This window comes from Streptomyces sp. NPDC058459 (assembly GCF_042721685.1).
Lineage (GTDB): Bacteria > Actinomycetota > Actinomycetes > Streptomycetales > Streptomycetaceae > Streptomyces.
The window spans coordinates 1-19178 of the sequence record NZ_JBHXLV010000017.1 but is presented as its reverse complement, the minus strand read 5'-3'; the positions used below and the strand labels follow the sequence as shown (position 1 = coordinate 19178).

Sequence of the window (19178 nt, the reverse complement as noted above, 5' to 3'; positions counted from 1 at the left end):
GCAACATAGACCAGGGGTCTGACAATCGAGCGGCGATCGGGGCCGTTACAGCGAATCCGGGACGTTGACCTGGACATTCGGATACGCAGTCTGATAGGCGGCGCGGTACGCGTTGATGTGCCGCCTTCCAGCCTCGGTGATCCGCCACCGGTACTCCAGGACGAACGTCCCTCGCCCCTTCTCGGTACGAACGGCGAAACAATCGATGTAGCCCCGACTCGGTTTGCCGTTGGGGCGGTAGTCGGTACCGAGGTAGTACTTGGCTTTGCCTCCCATCACGTCCTCCGACAGCCCGTCCGAACCGGCGGTGGCGACCCTGGCCAGGTTGTCCCACAGCCACTCCGACAACAGGTGCTTGGGGCGGCGCGGCGCAGGGGCAATGCCGAGTCCGACACGGGCGCATGCCCGGCCCGCACGGGTCAGTTCCACCAGGACGCGGGCAACAAGACCCACCTCCGGAAGGTCGATCCGGTCTTCGGTGATCTTCAGAAGCCCTCGGCGGGCGAGAGCGTGCAGAGTGGCTCCGGCTCCGGCATCGAGGCTGCCCTCCTCTCGGAGGCGCCTCTGAATCGTGGTGTACTCGGCGAACGGAAGCTCGGCCTTGATCGAAAACGGCAGCTTGCGCCATTCAGACGCCGACCCTGGGACCTGGTAAGCGGACCGAGCCGCTCTGGCACGGCGCTCCGCGTCCTGGTCCTCACGAAAACAGGCGAGCAAGTAGCTACGCTGACGGCTGTTCAGACCATCCCACATCGTGTCGGCCTTCTCCCGCAGGGTGCATCACACGCAGAGCCATCGTCCGGCGGCCACCCCAGTGGCTGGCAGCGCCCGGCGATGTTTCTACGCCTCAGAGCCATGTCGAAATCAGGCAGCCCCGCGCCGCCCTTCGGGCCGCGCGGGGGCGGCGTAGCAGCATGCCAGTCAGGCTACGGCAGCCCAGTGACAACCCTCGGGCATCGAATCCTGCGGGACACTGCTCAAGCGGGTGAATCAGGAACAGATCGGCTCCAGTGTCCTGCCGGGGACAACGAAGAGTCAGTTTCTCGATGTACCAGCCGCCCTGTCTCTTGCATCTGCGGTCAGTCGACCCCGGCCTGGTCGCTCTCATGCTCACGCCTCCGGCCCCGCCAGGACGAAGTCTTCCTGGGTCAGCTCCGCTCGGATCCCTCGCTCAACTGGTGCAGTGCGGGTTTCACAACGTGGACTATTCCGCGACCGGACGGGCAGCGCCAGAACGGCCCGCCGGATGGCCTCGCCTGGCCTCTGGCGCGGGGTCGGGCCGTCGGCCACTGCCACGGCTTCACGCCCGCTCATGTCCAAGAGTTGTAGGGCGGTTGCGCAGATGCCTCAGATGATGCCGCTGTCCGCCTACGCGCGCTACCAGCGATTACCTGACGGCCAACCCTGGTTGTTCCCCGTTGTTCCACAACCAGGTTGACGGGCCGACAGATCCCTGCCACTCTCACACCTCTCGGAACAACTGGGAACAACGGAGGCGTAGATGGGCAAGCACTACACCGCGTCGAAGAACCGGACCCAAGGGCGCGACGGGTGGTCCGTCATCTTCCGCCACCCTGTCCGACTGGACCCCACGACGGGGCGCCCGGGTAGACGTGTGCGGCGCGGGCTGGGGACCTCAGATGACGCCGAGGCAGACGCCCTGGTTGAGCAGCTCAACGAGATCCTCCGAACACCGTCTCTATGGGAACCACTCGCCCGATACAAGGCCGCGGGACTCTTCGACAGCCGTGTCGTCGACGTGTTTTATGAGGGCCTCGAAGCCGCTAGGACCGACTTCAGATCAATTCGGGACGACCTCCTTGCGTTGCCCACGGCTGCCGACGGTTACAAGCACGTCCTACTTCTGGGCACGACCGGGGCCGGCAAAACGACGGCGGTGCGGCAGCTTCTCGGTACAGATCCGGAAAATGAACGCTTCCCGTCCACGTCGACAGCCAAGACCACCGTTGCCGACACCGAGATTGTCCTCACCGAGGATGGGCCGTACCGAGCGGCAGTCACCTTCGCCGGCCGGGAAGAAGTCGTTGACCATCTCACGGAGAACGTCTCGGCTGCAGCCCTCGCACTCTTCCAGGGCAAGTCGGACCAGGATGCATTGCGGCGCCTGCTGGATCACGTGAACCAACGATTCCGCTTCAGCTACGTGCTCGGACGGCCAGCGATCTCGTCCGAGGATGAAGACGACGACATGCCCGAGGACGAGGACGACGCCGATGCGATGGCCCTGGGCACCGCCGATCTAGACGTGATCGAGCCTTCCACGACAGCGGCAATGCTCGCCCAGGCAGTAACCGACCTGCACTCGCTGGTGGAGAAGCAAACTGTCAGCGCACGCGCAGAGCTGCAGGCCACCGAGGAGGACGAGCGCGTCCTCGAAGAAATCCTGGAGGAGGAGCTGGACACCGAGCTCCGCCAGCTGGAGGAATTTCACGCCATCGTCGATGGCCTACTCCACGAAGTCGAGCTCAGGTTCTCCCTCCTGACCGATGGCGAACTGCGCCGCACCCGCCAGGGTTGGCCTTTGAGCTGGACGCTGGAAACCGAGGACCGCAGCACGTTCCTGAAGACCGTGATGAGATTCTCCAGCAACTACGCACCACTTTTCGGCCGCTTGTTGACGCCACTCGTAAATGGCATCCGTGTTGCAGGACCCTTCGTCCCGACATGGGCGGAGAAGAGTGAACGCCTAGTCCTCATTGACGTCGAGGGACTGGGGCACACTCCAAAATCGACTGCCTCACTTTCGACAGGTTTGGCCAAGCGGCTCGACGAGGTTGATGCAATCCTCGTAGTCGACAACGCTACTGCTCCCATGCAGGCCGCTCCGATTGCGGCCCTCAAATCAATTACCATCTCCGGGAATTCGAGCAAACTCGATTTCCTGTTCACCCATTTCGATCACATGAAGGCCGACAATCTCCCGCGCTTCTCGGACAGGGAAAGGCATGTTCTCGCCTCCGTCGAGAATGTACTCGGCGCCATCGGTGAAGAGCTGGGCCCCGCAGCCGAGCGTGGGATCCGCGTGAGGCTTGAACAGCGCTGCTACTTTGCCGGGGGAATGCACGAGCCGCTGAAGCCCTCCAAGAAGGAAGCTCGCCGGACTATTGAACAACTGCGCTCCCTAAGCGCGGCGCTCTCAGCCGAAGAGGAACTGCCGTCAACGGGCCCGGCGAAGCCGGTCTTCGACCGCATGAATCTATCGCTCGCGGTTACCGAAGCGGCACGAAACTTCCACAGGCGGTGGCGCGGCCTGCTTGGCTTGGAGCATAATGCGGCCGCACCCAAAGAGCACTGGACCCGCGTAAAGGCACTTACACGTAGGCTCGGTGAAGGGTGGAGGGATGAATACGACTCGCTAAGGCCAGTTGCTGACCTGCGTACAGAGCTTCAAGTACAGATCTTCCTGATGCTGCAGCGGCCCGTGCGCTGGGAAGGAGGCGAACCCACCGAAGAGGAGCGCCAAGCGGTCATTGACGAAATCACCAGTTCGGTCACCGGAAAGCTGTACACGCTGACCACTCAGCGACTCAAGGAAGACGTCCAGAACGCCTGGCTCGACGCCTATCGCCAACAGGGGGTCGGTTCAACCTTTACCCGATCCCGCATCATCGACGCCGAGGTATTCGGGCGCGGAGCCCCCATCCCAACTGTCGCCGCATCTCCCGACCAAAACAGCTTCTTGAAGGCTGTGGCCAATACCGTGACAGAGGTCGCGCATGAACGCAAGCTGATCCTAGAATAAGAGCCTGATCTCAATAGATCCCAGATTGATCGAGGGCGGTTGTGACTACCGGGGTTTCGGTAGCGCAACCGCCCCCTTCTACATTCTGGCCCGGCTCACCCAGGCGTCTTGTTCTCACTCTTCGGGTCCGGCGAGCTCGAAGTTATCCTGAGTTAGGACGCAGCGCAGTCGCTGTTCAGCGACATCGGCGTAGTGCGAGGACAGCTCTACACCCACGAACTGCCGGCCCTCGCGCAGGGCGGCGACGCCTGTCGAGCCGCTGCCGGTGAACGGGTCGAGGACGGTGCCGCCTTCGGGGCAGATCTGCACGAGCTGCTGCATGATCTCGACCGGCTTCTGGGTGATGTGGACGCGGTCCTTGCGCGGCTGGGAGGCGATGAAGTGGCCGGGCAAGTAGAGGTCCCGGTCCTTTTCGAGGCTGCCCTTGACGCCCCAGGTGATGAACTCGGCCGACTGCTTGAACCCGCCCTTGCGGGGCCGGCTGGCGGGCTTGATCCAGGGGATCGTGCCGCTCCAGGTCCACCCCGCCATCTGCAGGGCGTCGCTGGTGGTCGGCTCCTGGCGCCAGTCGGAGAAGACCATGGCGACGGAGTGCTCGGTCGCGGCCCGGTACGACTCGGTGAGCAGCGCGGTCAGCCAGCTTCGATAGCTCCGCTGATCACGGTTCTCTCCGGGGAAGTTCTGTAGGTCGTGCGCCGATCCGCTGGTGACGTACTTGGCGCGGGCGGTGCGGCCGGTGCGGTCCGAGCTGGTGCGTCCGCCGGAGTTGTACGGGGGATCGGTGATGACGGCGTTGACGCTCTCGTCCGGGAGGGTCTTCAGCACGGTGAGGGCGTCGCCTCGGTGCAGTGCGTAGCTCATGTGCGAGGCCTCTTTCAGGGCACGACGGGACTGGGCCCGTTCCGGACGGCGGTCAACAACGGCCGTTCGGAGTGGGGTTGCGCCGGAGATTAACCGCGATTTCCGGCCGCACCCAACGAGCCCGTGCCGTGCTCCGGGCCCGGGTTCGACGGTCGTTTGGTGCGGCCGGAATCCCGGTCTACTGTCTCGCCATGTCACCGAGGCGGAGCCCGGCTCCACCCCATCTGACCTGTGATGATTCGTGCTATCGCGTCCAAAAAACGCGACCCGGAAGGCACGTTGACCCCCCGTTCCCGAAACCGTGAGGAGACCCGGTGCACCACCTGAGATTACGAGCGCGGCTGGCTGCCGCGCATGACCGGAGACCGGCGTCCGGGAGCTACCAACTCCCCTGACCCGGGCCCGCCCTGAGAGGCGGATTCACATCGGCGCGGTGCCGACGGCTTTGCACGAGAAGTCGGCACTGCGTCTCTACGAGCCCGAGGAGCCGCTGCGATGCAGCACGCCCCGATACACCCACGCCCTGACCCAACCCCGTTGTCCAACCGGGCTGTCCACCCCAGCGAACGGCGACGGCGATGAAGAAGACCACCGGAACCGTCGTCGGTTTCTTCGCCTCCGGTCCGCTGCTGCTGGCCGTTCCGATCCTCGGTATCGCGGCCGGGAGTGCCTCGGCCTCCTGCTCCACCGGCGGTACACAGGCTGTGGATACCTCGGCCGTGGCCGCTCAGGTGAAGGCGATCCTGGATGGCGGCGACAAGGGCACGGTCTCCGTGCCGGGCCTGGACGACTCGGACGAGCAGGTGCCCAACGCCAAGACCATCCAGGCCACCGGTGTCGCGATGAACATCCCAGCCCGAGGCCAGATCGTGGCCCTGTCGACCGCCTTGCAGGAGAGCGGCCTGCGGAACCTGACCTACGGCGACCGCGACAGCCTCGGGTTGTTCCAGCAGCGTCCGTCGCAGGGATGGGGCACCGCGAACGAGATCCTCGACCCGGTGCACGCCTCAACAAAGTTCTACGAGACGCTGGAGAAGGTCTCGGGCTGGCAGTCCCTGTCCGTCACCCAGGCCGCCCAGGCGGTGCAGAAGTCCGGCTTACCCGAGGCTTACGCGAAGTGGGAGCCCCTGGCCAGCGCCTTGCAGCAGGCGATCGAGCCACTGGTGTCGAAGGCCGGCGGCACGTCGCCGAGCCCTTCACCATCCGGCTCGGGCAGCACGGGCAGTCCTCCACCGAGTACCGCGGGCGGCTGTACGAGCGGCGGGGACGGAACCGACTTCGGAACCATCCCGCCCGGCACGGTGCCAGCCGGATACAAGATCCCGGCAGACGCTACGCCCAAGGTCCAGACGGCAATCCGCTGGGCTCTCGGCCAGCTCGACACCCCGTACCAGTGGGGCGGGAGCTGTACCGACTCCCGCGGGCCCGACCCTATGGGCCGCTGTGACTGCGCCTCGTTGATGCAGCAGTCGTACAAGGCATCCGGGGTCACCCTCACCCGGACGACTTACAAGCAGGTCAAGGAGGGCAAGAAGGTCTCGGTCAACGCTCTCCAGCCTGGTGACCTCCTCTTCACCGGGGGGACCGCCGAAGTCCCAGAGCACGTCGGGATGTTCATTGGCCAGGGGCTGATCGTCAACGCCCCCCACACCGGCGACGTAGTCCGCCTCGCGACCCTCGCCTCCTGGAAGCCGCAGATTCTCGCGGCCCGCCGAGTCGTCTGACCGGCGCTTCTCTCCCCCCTCTTCCTGCACTGCCGCTTCGCCCGCTCGGGCTTTGGCGTGCACTAAATCGAACTGGAGTGCACAGCAATGTACCTCGCCGACAAGGTCGTCCAGCTCGCCTACGACCCCGGAATCAAACCGAACGAGGGCGGGCTGCCGGGCCTCTCGGTCCTCAAGCAGGTGATGGGCTCGCTCAACCTCTTCGGATCATCGTCGTGGTCGGCGCGCTCGCTGTCAGCGCCGGCGTATGGGCCTGGGGCCACCACTCCGGCGGACACCAGGCCGAGGCCAACGGCAAGAAGGGTGTGCTGGTCAGCGCTGGTGCCGCCCTACTGCTGGGCGCGGCCAACGGCGTCGTGGCCTTCTTCAGCACGCTGGGGACGCAGGTCCACTGATGTCTCCCCGCTCCACGAACCCCGGCGGCGCATCTCGCGTGCGCCGCCGGGCGCTGCTCGGCACCGCTGTCCTGGTGGTGCTCGTCGCCCTCGCCGGCCTGGCCGCCTACCTCACCCGCGACGGCAGGACCTCATCCAAGGCCCCTGCACCGCAGGCTAGTTCGGCTTCCCCCTCCTTCCCGACCGCTTCTGCTTCCGCCTCGTCACCACTGCACGGGAGCCACAGCGCCCTGCCCGTTCCCCCGTCCACGCACGACCCGATCACCTTCGGGAAGGCGGCAGCCTCAGCGCTGTGGTCCTACGACACCCGCGCCTACTCCCAGCATGAGCTGCTGGCCGCCCTGCACAAGTGGCTGACCAGGAAGACCAAGTACGCCGACGCCGCCTCGGTCGACGCACTCGTCCCCTCGCCCGTGCTGTGGAAGGAAATGGCCGCCAACGGCCAGTTCGCCACCGCCACGGTGAACGAAGCCCACTTCCCAGACTCGTTCACCCAGGCCCTGCAGGCGGACCCCGGGGCGATCACCACCGCGTACGTCTACGCCGTGACGGTCTCCGGCAAGCAGTCGATCGCCTGGAACGGCTCACCGCACGGCGGCGCCGAGAACCGCGTCACCACCCTCGCGGTCCAGTGCCGCCCCTCCCAGCCCTGCGCCCTGGCCGGTGTCCTGCCGGCCGTCGCGCCCTGACCCCCACCCCAGAAAGGAGGTACCGCCATGGGAGTCTGCGACCTTCCGCTGATGGGCACCGTCTGCGACACCGTCGACTTCGCCACCAACCCCGCAGGGACCGTCACCGACGGCATCGGGGCGTGGATCGCGAAGTCAGCGGGTGAGCTGGCCGCCAGCGCAGCCGATCTCGCCGCCAAGGCCGTCAACGAAACCACCGCCATCGATCTCAACGCCGGTTGGTTCCGGGACAACTACGAGCTGCTGCTACCTATCGGACTCGCTCTGACCGTCGGTACGTTCTGCATCCAGTTGATGTCCGCGGCCTGGCGACGGGACGAACGCGCCCTCGCCCAAGCCGCGATCGGCACCATGACCGGCGTCCTCTTCTCCTTCTGCGCCGTCGCCTTCACCTCCGTCGCCATCACCGTGGTCGACGCCCTTTCCGACGGCCTGTTCCAAGCAGCCAACAGCTCAGTTGACGACGCGATCCGCCGCGTCATCAAGGTCAACAACCTGGGGGCGATGTACGGCCTCGGCTGGACAGTCCCAGCCCTGGTCGCCCTTGGCTGCGCAATCGGCGCGTTCATGTACTGGGGTGTCATGGTCGCCCGCAAGGTCGGCGTCCTGATCATGGTCGCCCTTGCCGTCTTCGCCGGATCCGGCGGCGGCTGGGAGGTCGCCAAGCGCTGGCGACGGGGCTGGATCGAGGCCACCGCCACCCTCGTCGTTTCGAAACTTCTGATGACCGTGGTCTTCCTGATCGGCGTCTCGGCGATGGGCAAGTCCGCTACCAAGGACGGAATGACCGCCCTGTCCGACGCGATGGCCGGCATCGTCGTCATGGTCCTGGTCCTGCTCTGCCCATACGCGACGTACAAGTTCGTCCATTGGGCGACCGACGGCGGCGGACACGACGACCTGCACCGCACCGGCGTCGCCGGCATGGCGGTCGCCGCAGGGGCCGCGAAGACCGCGGGCAGCCTCGCGATGCAGGCCAGCACCGGCACTCCTGCTCCGCAGGGGCCGAGTCAGGTCCCCGGCGCCGGCAGCGACGGTGTCGCCTCCGGCATCAACCCCACCGGGGGCAACCTCAGCAAGGAAGGCATCGACGCCGGACCGCCGAAGCCGCATACCAGCTTCCGGTACGGCGAGGACCCGAACGCCTCCGGCGACAAGGGCCGCGCCCTGATCCAGCGCCCCGGCATCCCGGCGCTGATCACACGGCCTGCCGATCCCGAAGCAGGAGGCTCCGAGGGGGGCGCTCCCTCCGTCGCCCAGCCCGCTGGTGCGACGGCTCCAGGCAGCAGCTTGACCCGCGCAGGTGCCGTGTCGCCCAGCGGTCCCGCCGCACCGCCGCCGCCCTCCACCGATCCGTCGGCGACCGGCTCCCCGACTCCGACGAGCTGGGTCTACCCCAACCAGCCGCCGTCCAGGTCCTGACCCACCACCCAGGGGGCGGGCTGCATCCCTCCAGTCCGCAGCCCGCCCCTTCCCCCGACCACCCGAAACGGAGTCCTGCCATGACCTCCAGAAGAGCGCCGCGACTTCCGCCTCTTCCCGCCCGCTCCCACCGTCTGGAACCGCCATGTCTGACAACCCCCAGGCCGAAGCCACCACGGCCACCGTGAAGTTCCCGCACCGCAGCAGGCGCGGCATCCTGCTCGGCCTGACCGCCCCGCAACTGATCGTCGTGAGCCTCACCGGCCTGCTCCTGCTCGCCGTGATCCTCGCCCGTGGTGTGGTCGGCGCTCTCGAACTCGTCCCGCTGTGGGCCGCCATCGCCGTGCTCGTCTTCGTCCGCCACCGAGGCCGCGCCCTGGCCGACTGGGCTCCGATCGTTACCCGGTACGGGCTCCATCGGATGCGGGGCCAGTTGATCTGGCTCGCCCGGCCCTCCCGCCGCCCGATCCGCGAAGGGCTCCTCCACCTGCCCGGCACCGCCGCCAGTCTGCGCGTGGTCACCGCACCCGACCGCCGGTACAGCGCGGTCCACAACCCCCACACCGGCACGTTGACCGCCGTCGTCAAGGTGTCATCCCACGCCTACGCGCTGCTCGACCCGGGCACCCAGAACGCCAACGTCAACGGCTGGGGACGCACGCTCGCCGCGCTCGCCCGCACCGGCCAGGTCGCCCGCATCCAGGTGATCGAGCGCACCGTCCCGGACTCCGGCGATGCCCTTCGCCGGTACTGGGAGGAGCACGGCCAGCCCGACGCCCCGGTGGCCGGCGCGATCTACAGCGAGCTGATCCAGAGCGCGGGCCCGGCCGCGGCTCCGCACGAGGCGTACGTTGCCATCTCGCTGGACGCCAAGGCCGCGCGACGACTGATCAACCAGGCTGGAGGCGGTCTGACCGGGTCCTTCAGCGTGCTGGCGCAGCTGACCTCGACCTTTGACCAGGCCGCGCGCACCGCCGGGCTCAACCCCACCGGCTGGCTCACCGCCCACGAGATCGCGGCCGTCGTGCGAACGGCATACGACCCCAAGGCCCTTGCCGCACTGGACCGTTGGTCCTCCTCCGGGCGTCCCGAGGCCGACCCCGCCGCTGCCGGCCCGGTCGTGGTCGTCGAGAAGTCGGACCACATCGCGACCGACTCCGCCGTCCACTCCACGTACTGGGTGGAGAACTGGCCCCGCACCGAGACGTCGGCGGGCTTCTTGCACCAGCTGCTGTTCACCGCGGGGGTGCGGCGGACCCTGTCGCTGTCGTACGAGCCGAAGGGGCTGGACGCCGCACTGCGCGATGTCCAGCGCAAGAAGGCCACTGTGATTGCGGACGCCGCCGAGCGAGCACGGCGCGGCCAGGTCGACTCCGAAGCGGACTCCATCGAGTACCAGGACATCAAGTCCCGTGAGCGCCAGCTCATCACGGGCCACGCGGATGTCGCCCTGACCGGCCTACTGACCGTCTCGGCCGACTCCGAAGAGGAGCTTCGTTCCGCCTGCGCGGTCGTGGAGACCGCGGCAGTCGGCGCCCAGCTCGACCTCCGGCCGCTCACCTGGCAGCAGGCCGAAGCATTCACCGCCGCCGCCATGCCGCTCGCCCTCGCCGCCTGATGCCGACCCGCCTCCCTTCCGAAAGAGCACCCCCATGTCCCGCACCGCCAGCCCGACCGCGCAGGACTTCGTGCCCTTCGCCACCGCCGCGCTCGACTTCCACCGCGCGCTCAACGTGCCAGGCGGTCCTCTCGTCACCACCCGCGCCGAGCTGGACGCCCTGCACGCCCACCTCGTCTCGCTGCACGGCCTGCTCGACGCCCACGCCGCCCGCACTGGCCAGCTCGTGCCGATCGAGGGCGACCAGCTCCGCGCCGCCCGCACCCGAATCTGGCAGGCCGCCGACCACGTCCATGCCGCTTACCACGCGGCACCTCGACCGGACTCCGAGGAGGTCCCCGAACGCGAGGCGTGCCAGGCCGGCCTGGCAGAAGGCGCACCAGAGCTGACCATCTGCCAGCGCCACCAACTCACCGCGCACCTGGTCCGCCGCCGCACCACTCCGGCCGACCTCCACGCGCCGTTCACCGGCCTCGTCCGCCACTGACACCCTGCCTTCCGTCTGGAGAAACGTTCATGCCTCGCACTCGCGCCAGCGCCTCCCACCTGTTCGTCCCCCGCAAGACATCGCGTGCCGAGCAGCGAGCCGCCCGCGCCGGTTTCGCTGAGGCCCGCCGCCAGGCCCGCCTCGCCGGAGCCCCGCCCAAGCGCCGTAACGAGGAAACCCTCGACCCGGAGCTGCGGCCCTCCTATCCGCCGTCCGGACGCCCCAGCCCCTCCTCGGCACGCGGCGGCAAACTCAGCCTGCCCGCCCACCGAATGACCACCGCCACCGTCAGCGGCGCCTATCCCTTCCTCGCGGAAGGCGGTCTGGGCGCGGAGGGAATCTTCATCGGCCGCGATGTCCACGCGGAGGCCGCGTTCTGCTACGACCCCTTCTCGCTGTACAGCAGCGGCCGGATCGAAGGCTTCACCAATCCCAACGCCGTCCTGGCGGGGATCATCGGCCTGGGCAAGTCCGCGCTGGCCAAGTCCATAGCCACCAGGGCAATTGCCCACGGATACCGGGTCTACGTGCCGTGCGATCCCAAGGGTGAATGGACGGCCGTCGCGCAGGCTCTCGGCGGCTGCAGCATCGCCCTGGGACCAGGGCTCCCGGGCAGGCTGAACCCGTTGGATGCTCCGACTCGGCCCGCCTCGGTGAGCGAGGACGACTGGTCAACCGAGGTCCGCAAGCGCCGCCTCCTGCTCCTGGCCGGCCTCGCGCGCACCGTACTGAAGCGCGATCTCCAGCCGATGGAGCACACAGCCCTGGACCTCGCGCTGGACCTGGTCGTCGCCGAGGCCGAGGCCTGCGGCACCGTGCCTCTGCTCGGCGAGATCGCGCACACCCTCGGCTCGCCCGAACGACTCGACCGGGCCCTCGGCGACCAGGCCGGGCACATGGGGCCCGCCGCGCAAGATCTCGCGCACGCACTCCGTCGTCTCGTGCACGGCGACTTGAGCGGTATGTTCGACGCGCCCTCGACCGTGGCCTTCGACCCGACCACCCCGATGCTGTCGATCGACCTCTCCCGCCTCGGCGGCTCGGGCGACGACACCGCGCTGGTCCTCGCGATGACCTGCGCGAGCGCCTGGATGGAGTCCGCGCTCGCCGACCCCGACGGCGGCCGACGATGGGTGATCTACGACGAGGCATGGCGCGTGATGAGGCATGTCGGCCTCCTGGAGCGCATGCAGAGCCAGTGGAAGCTCAGCCGAGGTCTCGGCATCGCCAACCTGATGGTCATCCACCGCCTCAGCGATCTGCTGAGCGCGGGCGACGCCGGCTCACGCGGCCGGGTGCTGGCCGAGGGCCTCCTCGCCGACTGCAGCACCCGCATCATCTACCGCCAGGAGCCCGACCAACTCGCCGCCGCCGCGTCGCTGCTCGGCCTGACCGGTGTCGAAACCCAGGCCGTGTCCGCCCTGACCAAGGGCCGGGGCCTGTGGAAAGTCGCAGGTCGGAGCTTCATCACCCAGCACATCCTGCACCCGGCCGAACGCCAGTTGTTCGACACCGACGCCCGGATGTCCGCGAACCCCCGCGAGTTCAGCGCAACTGACGGTTTCTCAATTCCTATGCAGCGCAAGGAGGTGCGGCAATGAGTCTACGTGGGGTCGTGGTTCCCAGTCCGGGCTCGTCCCCGGTCTCCGGTTCGGTGTGGTCGAGAACGCCGCCCCACCCCAGCGCCACCCAACGACCGGCCCGGCCGCGAGTCCGGACAGCGGCGCACCGGCCACTGACTGGAACGACCGCCTCGCCGCAGCCCGAACCGAGGAGTTCACCAATCTGTTCCACGAGGCCGTTACGGAGGACTTCGGCGCGGTGACCCGCCTTCACCAGATGCTCGAAACCGCCTTCGAGTGGTGTCGCGCCCACGGTGCCCGAAGCAGCGCGTCTGAGTTGGAAGCCATCGTCTCCCGGCTGACCGACCTCGGCGAGGAGCTGCACCTCGTCGCGGAGAACGTCGACCACGAGATCTGCTCCCGGTCGCACCGAGCCGCAGCAGCCGCCCGCCTCTCGCCAGCAGCGTCGGCCCGGGGAACTTCCCCCGGCCAGCAGAGCGATGCTCCGGCTCCCGTCTCACCGTCCGCTGTGCGCTCGGTGCCGCGTTCGCGGTGAAGCACCCGTACAGGAACGAGGCACAACCATGCCCACTTCTCCCGACTCCCCCACCTCCCCTGACAGCCATCCGCAAGACACCAGCGAACAGGCGGCATGGCGGGTGCGTGTCCAGGCCCTGGCCTCCGCCGCTGACAGCATCAGGCAGGCGTCAGACCGATGGGATGCCGTCTCGGACTCGTACTGCGACGAAGACGGCTGGCCCGTCGACGAAACCGGGTACGCCGACGGCAAGGTGGCCCGGGACGCCGCCGCCTGGGAGCACGTCGAGACCTTTCTGACCCACGGCCCCGAAGTCCTCGCCGGTGTACGGGCAACCGCACAACCGGCCGACTATCTTGACGGCGCGATCAGCGCCGACCTGCGGCGCCTGCGGGGGATCGACTCTGTACTGGCGCGGGCGGGCGAGATCCGCCGCGAGTGGGATCAGGTCATCGCGCTATTGGAGGGCTCCATGCCCGGGTCGCGGGAGCTCTACGAGGAACGAGCCCGCGAGATCCGCAACTCCGAAGGCTGGCACTACGCCGACGAACTCAGCTACAGCGGAGCGGCGTTGGCCAGGGCTGCCGATCACCTGACCGACCGGATCGGCGTCGACCAGTCCGCGCACACCGGGCGCGTCCAGGCGGCCCTGGCCCGATCCGCCTCCGGCCAGCGCGGAACCTCTCCCCCGTCGCCGCCCGCCTCGGCGGCGACGGACCCCTCTGCCGCGCGCCGCTCGCGCTGACGCCTCTAGCACCGATTTCCGGCGAGGCCAAACCGAGATATCGCCGCATCCTCGACGAACGCCACTACCCCTACAAGTCCCCGCTCGGCTGCGGCTTCCCGCCGGCGCCGACCGGGGGCGACCGGCCACGGAGAAGCCCACATGCGCCCCGATCAGACCCTGGTCACCTTCCAAAGCGAGGGCACACACGTCACTGCACGCACCAGCGAACCCTTCATCCAGGAAGACACCGTCGGTGCCTCGGAACATGAGCATCAGTACAGCCACCTCAGCGCGCCGCTTCGGCAGCGTGGCCTGGCCTGCACCGTCGAGTACGGCCTCAGTGACTACATCGTCCACGCCGAACTCCCCGACGGCAGCGCCCTGATCATCTCTCCGCCCCAGGAACCACCCACCGACCACCCGCCCGGGTATCCGGAGAGCTGGTTGGTGACGCGCGGGCATCCTGACGACTTCACGCTCCACGAAGTGATCTACGACTCGGAGCCCGACGGCCCTCACGCCCGGCATGGCGGCAGCGTCCCCCGCCTGCTCGCCGCCATCGACGCGCGCCTGGATCAGCTCGGCCTGCCGCCCCGATCGAAATCCCAGCGACCCGCTCAGGAGAGCGCCGCCGACGCGGTCCTCCACCGTGCGGGCCTCGTCCCCGTCGTGCTGTTCCGCGAGCGCTTCCACCGACTGCCCTCCGCCATGACCGACCTGGTCGAGCAGCGACAGATGGTGACCCGGGCCGTCGACATGCTGCACGCCGAGGGCTTCGACGTCTCGTGCGACCCTGACCTGCTCGACCCCAGCCGGCCGCCCCCTGGCGATCACAGGCTCAGCCTCGCCGACCGACTCGGCCACCTGACCCAGTCCATCCAGTCGGCGGCACATACGAGCGAGGCCGTCGCCGCACTGAGCGAGCTGACCGCTCCCGGTGACGGCGTTCTTCAGCGCGTCGTGGAGTCCCTCAACACGACGGCCGACTGGTGGGAGGGCCTGGGCGCACCCGCCGATCCCCACTACGCGCACCGCCTGCGCTACATCACCGAGAAGCTCGACTCCTACGCGCTCGAAATTCGGTCCATGCGCGGCGACCTGGCCGACCGGCACACCGACCACCCCGACAGGGTCCAGGCCCGTGTGGACCGAGTCGCCCCGGAAGAACCGGCGGCGCCCCGAGTCGCCGCCGCTCTCGCGGTCTCCCCGACCGGACGGCGCACGATCCCAGCCGGGCTGCCGTCAGCTTCAGCCGTACGTACCGCCCTGCCTCCCGCCCGCCCCTCGTCCGCACCCGGTCGCTGACCGCTGCCCAGCTTGGAGCCCGCCATGTCCCGCACCAGCAGAACCATCCTCGCCCTCGACCACCCCTCTCCTCCTGCCCGCACCGGATGGATCCGCCATGCCCACCACCGAGCACGACCCGCTTCCCGACATCGCAGTCGGCCGCCACCCCGACTTCGGCGCAACTGGCCGCGAGCACCTGGATGTTGAAGGGATTCGACTTCCACCCCGTCTCCGACCATGCCAACCTGTACGCGTTGGCCAACCAGCAGCGCGACGGGCAGGGCCGCGCCACCCGGGCCGTCGGGCTGTTGCGCAAGGCCGGCTACCGGGTGGACGCGGACGCGGCATTCGATCCTTCGCCGGCCTCCAGCCCAGCCGCCGCCCGCGACCGGCCCCCGCGCGTTGAGCCGAACGTCGCGTTCGCCGAGCATCCGCAGCTCGGCGTGGTAGCCGCCACCGCCGACGGTACTTCCCTCGGCGGCCAGCTCCTCAAAGAACACGGTTGGCGGCATAACTCGAGCCTGGACATCTACACGCTGCCCATCACAACCGACCGCAGCGAGGCGCTCGGCAAGGTCGCCACCGCCACGCTGGCGATGCACCGGGTCGCCCTCCAGGTGGCCGTGCAGCCCCTCCTCGCCCAGGACGTAGCCGGGTGCCGCCCATCAGGGCCCATGACGGCAGGGCGCCACGAGCGCAGCCGGGGCTTCACCACACACAAGTTCCCCGCCCGCGCCGGCCTGTCGGGTAAGGCGCCGGTTGCCACGACCGCCGCCTCCAGCCCGACGGTCCGACCGGTGGACCCGCGCATCACGTTCTCCCGCAACCGCTGACCCAACTCCCGTAAGGAGCAGTTCCCAGGGCCGTTATTGGTCAGGGGGCTGCCCCCGAATAACTCCTCGGTTTTCGGGATGCGTTGGGTGCCACCTCATCGGCAAGGCCGTCCCCACACCGCAGAGTTATTGATCGGCAGCCCCCTGGCGATGCATCGAGCGCGAGTCTCGACCACTAAATCTCGATCGCCGCGTTCGGCTCTGCCCAGACAGAGCGAAGTTTCATGATGTCATTGAGCGGCGAGTGTTTGGTGACTTCGACGATCCCGGTGACGCAGGCCTGAATGGTTACGGGGTCGCGATCCTCGATGGCCTTGTCCAGCCTGGCAAAGAACCCTCGGTGGAGTTCGCGACGCTCCTCGAAAACGAGGTCCAGATAGTCCCGCAAACCCTTGCTCGCGGCGTGGATTCTGGCAACCTCTCTGTCGCGTTCTGCGGCGATTCGAGCACGCTCGGTGATGTCGGCATCGATACCTTTGGCGACGTCGATGATTGCGAACAGGCATTGAGCAGCGTTCGCTTGCGTGACGGTGCCGCGGGCTGATTCGAGGACACCTGTGACCATACGAACGTCAACCATTTTCCTGCTCCGGTTTGTAGTTGCGGTACTTGACCACCAGGTACTCACCCTTCGAGTCAAGCGTCAGATCCGGATTCACCACAGTCGCGGCGGCGATGTCGCCCACGCCCTTCGTGACCAGGAGCGCCGTTTGGAGCCGATGGGCATGGTCGTCGTTGTCGAGGTCAAACCCGCCAGGCTCGCGCTCTGTCGCTTCCAGGTGGCGAAGGGCCTCGCCCGCCTGAGAAACCAGTCCTGCGAGCACGTCTCGCAACTCGTCCACTCGTCTGTCCACGCCGCGAAGAAGCGTGTTGCGGTGTTTGTAGGTGGCGATTGCCTTCTTGACGTCACCGTCGGACTTCGTGACGGCCTTGTCGGCGTCGGACTTTGACTTGATCATCATCCCGACGGTCAGCACAGCCGCTGGGATCGCAGTGATGACGTTGAGCCTGAGCACACCTGCAGCAATGCCACCACCGCCAGCAGCCTTGGCCCCGCCTCCGATTGCCGCGAGGGTGGCACTTCTTGCAGCCGCTCCGTTCAGGGTGTTGATCGCGGCACCTGTGGACGCGGTAGCGAACTTGGCCACGGCCGCGTAGGCCGCGCCACTCAGCCCAATGCCGGCAAAGGCCGAGCCGACACCAGCCGATGCGCTCAGGGCGGCGCCGAGGCCTGAGACGACTGGCGATGCGTCAATCTCGCGATTCGTGGACGCTTCACCGCCGTCGACGATTTCGCGCGCAAGTATCCGTAACTGTCGCTCGTTGCGCTCCACAAAGGCCTTGATTCGAGACAACACGTCGTCGAGTGCAGCCTGTTGCTTGTCACCGAGACCCTTCAACTCCGCAGTGGTGGAGTTCGCGATCTGGCGATGCTTCTGGTACTCGTTGTCGTGGTGCTCCTGCTGGTCTGCAATCTGGTTCTTTGCCTGCTCCGCGATGATCTTGTTGCCGACCAGATTGACGACCGTCGTGTCGACGCCGATTGCTACCAGGATCACGGGGAGCGGCATCGTGAGTCTCTGCTTCTTCGATCGGTTGGTGGGAAATACACAGTCATGACCGTCAGCAACAGTTAGGTCCCGGAGCGCGGTGCTCCCCGTACCGGCTGTGGCGCTGCTGAAAGTTAGCACCTGGACGCCACCGTTGAGCAGGGTTCCGGGGTGTTTGCCAGGAACCGGCTCGCTCGGCGTCTCAGCCGTGGTTCGCGGCCACCGTCGGACAGCGCCGGACGGCTCCCCTCACTCCGCCGCATCCAGGTCCGGTCCCCGAATCCGTACTGGCTACACCCTCCAACTCGGCTCTTGTATCGACGGGTCGGTGGACATCGTCGTTGCCGGTGATCGCCCGTCAGGGCTTCGTCCTCTGCGGGCAGACTTCGGGACGCGCCCGTCGGCCCAGCAGTGCGTACGCCGCTGGCCCATGGGATCAGACCGTGGACGCCGGCGGCCAGTGTCCACACCGGGAGGGGGAACACTGCGACCGTTCCATGCCTCCCATGCCGAGTCCGATGTTGTGGTCGTCGACGCCACCTTCATCGAGCCGGACGACGACCAGGCCGTCTGCCGGTGGGCCGCCCTGCGCAACCAGGCCCACGGACTCCACATCGTCGCCACCGTCATCCGCCAGGACGGCCGCTCGGCCCGGCTGCACAACGACGCCCACTTCGTCCGCTCCGCCTGCGCTGACTCCGCCTACGACCACGGCCTCGACGAGCCGCGGTGACCGCAGGCGTCTATCACCCATCTCCGGCTGGGCGTAATCGCGGATTCTGCGGATCCTCTCTCCCTGACGGCCCAGCCACCCGGGCTCCCGTTCGCCACTCCCCTTCGAGGTAGACGCCGTGATCGCCCACCTGCAGCGCGCCAGCCACACCGCCGGTCTGCTCACGTATCTGTACGGGCCGGGCGAGCGCGGCAACCACACCAACCCCCGCCTGATCGCCGGGGACGGCCATGGCGCCCCGATCGAGATGCTCGCCCAGCCCGACGTGCTGGCGTACCTGGCCCACGCCCTCGACGCACCCGTCGAGCGTCTCGGGGCCCGCGCCCGAGCGGCCGGTGTAGGTCTGCCCGGTCCGCTCCGATCCCCGGCACCCCGACCTGACCGACTCGCAGTGGGCCAAGGTTGCCCGCCGGGTGGTGCCATCTACCGGCATCGCCCCGCACAGCGATCCGGACGCCTGCCGGTGGATCGCCGTGCGCAACCAGGCCCCCCTCGCGCGCGAGGACGGCGGCGTCCACCACGCCTATCGCGACGCCTTCCAGCTGCAGACCGAGTGCCACCGCATCGCCACCGAACTCGGCCACCTGCCCCCGGCCCCACGCCCAACACCTCGCGCCCAGGAGACCCACGTGCCTGCCCCCTACATCACCATCAACACCAAGCCCAGCAGCAGCGTCTCGGCGAAGGGCGCCAGCGACGACTTGTCCGCCACGCTCCTCAAGCACGCCGGTTTCCAGCAGATCGAGGACTGGTACGGCCGACGCCACCGCCTGCCGACCACCACCCTGCAGGCTGACCGCGCCGCCGTCGCGTCCCACGCAGCCGAGATGCTCCGCGCCGCCCGGTACAGCGTCGACCTGGACCCCGACCTCGACACCAGCCGGTTGGCTAGCTGTATTGCCCTGTGAGGTTGGGGACGCGGCTGGCGGGTGGTTTGCCTGCGAGGGCGGTGTGTCCGCGGTGGTGATTGTAGGTGTGGAGCCATTGCG

The 19178-nt window shown here is 67.9% G+C and carries 17 protein-coding genes and 1 pseudogene; 14 read left to right on the top strand and 4 right to left on the bottom strand.

The window, feature by feature from the left end; genetic code table 11:
* Positions 1–45: 45 nt before the first annotated feature.
* Positions 46–753 (bottom strand): hypothetical protein, encoded by a 708-nt coding sequence (locus tag ACFWN1_RS05990; RefSeq protein ID WP_359315927.1) that lies wholly within the window; start codon positions 751–753, stop codon positions 46–48.
* Between the two features lie 748 nt (positions 754–1501).
* Here ACFWN1_RS05990 and ACFWN1_RS05985 point away from each other — a divergent pair.
* A complete protein-coding gene (locus ACFWN1_RS05985; protein WP_384358657.1) occupies positions 1502–3763 on the top strand; it encodes a hypothetical protein in 2262 nt (753 codons plus the stop codon).
* Between the two features lie 114 nt (positions 3764–3877).
* Here ACFWN1_RS05985 and ACFWN1_RS05980 read toward each other — a convergent pair whose 3' ends face one another.
* Entirely contained in the window at positions 3878–4624 is a 747-nt protein-coding gene (locus tag ACFWN1_RS05980) for a DNA methyltransferase (protein ID WP_359315932.1), read from the bottom strand.
* A 578-nt stretch (positions 4625–5202) separates the two neighbouring features.
* Between ACFWN1_RS05980 and ACFWN1_RS05975 the strand changes: the two genes are divergently transcribed.
* From ACFWN1_RS05975 to ACFWN1_RS05925, 11 genes and pseudogenes are all read left to right on the top strand, one after another.
* Complete coding sequence (locus ACFWN1_RS05975; protein WP_384358655.1) at positions 5203–6348, top strand: C40 family peptidase; 1146 nt, start codon at positions 5203–5205, stop codon at positions 6346–6348.
* Between the two features lie 87 nt (positions 6349–6435).
* Positions 6436–6743, top strand: a pseudogene (locus ACFWN1_RS05970) (DUF6112 family protein).
* Complete coding sequence (locus ACFWN1_RS05965; protein ID WP_384358653.1) at positions 6743–7432, top strand: hypothetical protein; 690 nt, start codon at positions 6743–6745, stop codon at positions 7430–7432. Before ACFWN1_RS05970 ends, ACFWN1_RS05965 begins: the two are co-directional and overlap by 1 nt.
* A gap of 27 nt (positions 7433–7459) precedes the next feature.
* Positions 7460–8854: an ATP-binding protein gene (locus ACFWN1_RS05960; RefSeq protein ID WP_384358651.1), complete on the top strand. Its 1395-nt coding sequence runs from the start codon at positions 7460–7462 to the stop codon at positions 8852–8854.
* A 145-nt stretch (positions 8855–8999) separates the two neighbouring features.
* The gene (locus tag ACFWN1_RS05955; RefSeq protein ID WP_384358649.1) at positions 9000–10472 is read left to right on the top strand and encodes an SCO6880 family protein; all 1473 of its coding nucleotides are present in this window, start codon (positions 9000–9002) and stop codon (positions 10470–10472) included.
* A gap of 34 nt (positions 10473–10506) precedes the next feature.
* On the top strand, positions 10507–10959 hold the full coding sequence (locus ACFWN1_RS05950; RefSeq protein WP_359315948.1) for a DUF6238 family protein: 453 nt from the start codon (positions 10507–10509) through the stop codon (positions 10957–10959).
* Positions 10960–10988: 29 nt separating this feature from the next.
* Positions 10989–12560 (top strand): ATP-binding protein, encoded by a 1572-nt coding sequence (locus ACFWN1_RS05945; RefSeq protein ID WP_384358647.1) that lies wholly within the window; start codon positions 10989–10991, stop codon positions 12558–12560.
* 55 nt (positions 12561–12615) lie between these two features.
* Positions 12616–13077, top strand: coding sequence for a hypothetical protein (locus tag ACFWN1_RS05940; protein WP_384358645.1), 462 nt, complete (start codon positions 12616–12618; stop codon positions 13075–13077).
* Between the two features lie 28 nt (positions 13078–13105).
* The gene (locus ACFWN1_RS05935) at positions 13106–13804 is read left to right on the top strand and encodes a hypothetical protein (RefSeq protein WP_384358643.1); all 699 of its coding nucleotides are present in this window, start codon (positions 13106–13108) and stop codon (positions 13802–13804) included.
* A 141-nt stretch (positions 13805–13945) separates the two neighbouring features.
* Positions 13946–15091: a hypothetical protein gene (locus ACFWN1_RS05930; protein ID WP_384358641.1), complete on the top strand. Its 1146-nt coding sequence runs from the start codon at positions 13946–13948 to the stop codon at positions 15089–15091.
* A gap of 182 nt (positions 15092–15273) precedes the next feature.
* A complete protein-coding gene (locus tag ACFWN1_RS05925) occupies positions 15274–15906 on the top strand; it encodes a hypothetical protein (RefSeq protein ID WP_384358639.1) in 633 nt (210 codons plus the stop codon).
* Between the two features lie 175 nt (positions 15907–16081).
* Here ACFWN1_RS05925 and ACFWN1_RS05920 read toward each other — a convergent pair whose 3' ends face one another.
* Positions 16082–16486, bottom strand: a complete 405-nt coding sequence (locus ACFWN1_RS05920) for a hypothetical protein (protein WP_359315966.1) — start codon at positions 16484–16486, stop codon at positions 16082–16084.
* Positions 16479–17465 (bottom strand): hypothetical protein, encoded by a 987-nt coding sequence (locus ACFWN1_RS05915; RefSeq protein ID WP_384358637.1) that lies wholly within the window; start codon positions 17463–17465, stop codon positions 16479–16481. Before ACFWN1_RS05915 ends, ACFWN1_RS05920 begins: the two co-directional genes overlap by 8 nt.
* Positions 17466–17979: 514 nt before the next feature.
* On the opposite strand from ACFWN1_RS05915, the gene ACFWN1_RS05910 reads away from it, so the two are divergent.
* Both ACFWN1_RS05910 and ACFWN1_RS05905 read left to right on the top strand, forming a co-directional pair.
* The gene (locus ACFWN1_RS05910; RefSeq protein ID WP_384358635.1) at positions 17980–18189 is read left to right on the top strand and encodes a hypothetical protein; all 210 of its coding nucleotides are present in this window, start codon (positions 17980–17982) and stop codon (positions 18187–18189) included.
* A 413-nt stretch (positions 18190–18602) separates the two neighbouring features.
* Positions 18603–19097, top strand: a complete 495-nt coding sequence (locus ACFWN1_RS05905; RefSeq protein WP_384358633.1) for a hypothetical protein — start codon at positions 18603–18605, stop codon at positions 19095–19097.
* The last annotated feature ends 81 nt before the right edge of the window (positions 19098–19178 follow it).

What these genes read in the sequence shown, in the direction of transcription:
- ACFWN1_RS05990 (WP_359315927.1), bottom strand. Translation starts at nt 753, where the DNA reads ATGTGGGATGGTCTGAACAGCCGTCAGCGTAGCTACTTGCTCGCCTGT.
- ACFWN1_RS05985 (WP_384358657.1), top strand. Translation starts at nt 1,502, where the DNA reads ATGGGCAAGCACTACACCGCGTCGAAGAACCGGACCCAAGGGCGCGAC.
- ACFWN1_RS05980 (WP_359315932.1), bottom strand. Translation starts at nt 4,624, where the DNA reads ATGAGCTACGCACTGCACCGAGGCGACGCCCTCACCGTGCTGAAGACC.
- ACFWN1_RS05975 (WP_384358655.1), top strand. Translation starts at nt 5,203, where the DNA reads ATGAAGAAGACCACCGGAACCGTCGTCGGTTTCTTCGCCTCCGGTCCG.
- ACFWN1_RS05965 (WP_384358653.1), top strand. Translation starts at nt 6,743, where the DNA reads ATGTCTCCCCGCTCCACGAACCCCGGCGGCGCATCTCGCGTGCGCCGC.
- ACFWN1_RS05960 (WP_384358651.1), top strand. Translation starts at nt 7,460, where the DNA reads ATGGGAGTCTGCGACCTTCCGCTGATGGGCACCGTCTGCGACACCGTC.
- ACFWN1_RS05955 (WP_384358649.1), top strand. Translation starts at nt 9,000, where the DNA reads ATGTCTGACAACCCCCAGGCCGAAGCCACCACGGCCACCGTGAAGTTC.
- ACFWN1_RS05950 (WP_359315948.1), top strand. Translation starts at nt 10,507, where the DNA reads ATGTCCCGCACCGCCAGCCCGACCGCGCAGGACTTCGTGCCCTTCGCC.
- ACFWN1_RS05945 (WP_384358647.1), top strand. Translation starts at nt 10,989, where the DNA reads ATGCCTCGCACTCGCGCCAGCGCCTCCCACCTGTTCGTCCCCCGCAAG.
- ACFWN1_RS05935 (WP_384358643.1), top strand. Translation starts at nt 13,106, where the DNA reads ATGCCCACTTCTCCCGACTCCCCCACCTCCCCTGACAGCCATCCGCAA.
- ACFWN1_RS05930 (WP_384358641.1), top strand. Translation starts at nt 13,946, where the DNA reads ATGCGCCCCGATCAGACCCTGGTCACCTTCCAAAGCGAGGGCACACAC.
- ACFWN1_RS05925 (WP_384358639.1), top strand. Translation starts at nt 15,274, where the DNA reads ATGTTGAAGGGATTCGACTTCCACCCCGTCTCCGACCATGCCAACCTG.
- ACFWN1_RS05920 (WP_359315966.1), bottom strand. Translation starts at nt 16,486, where the DNA reads ATGGTTGACGTTCGTATGGTCACAGGTGTCCTCGAATCAGCCCGCGGC.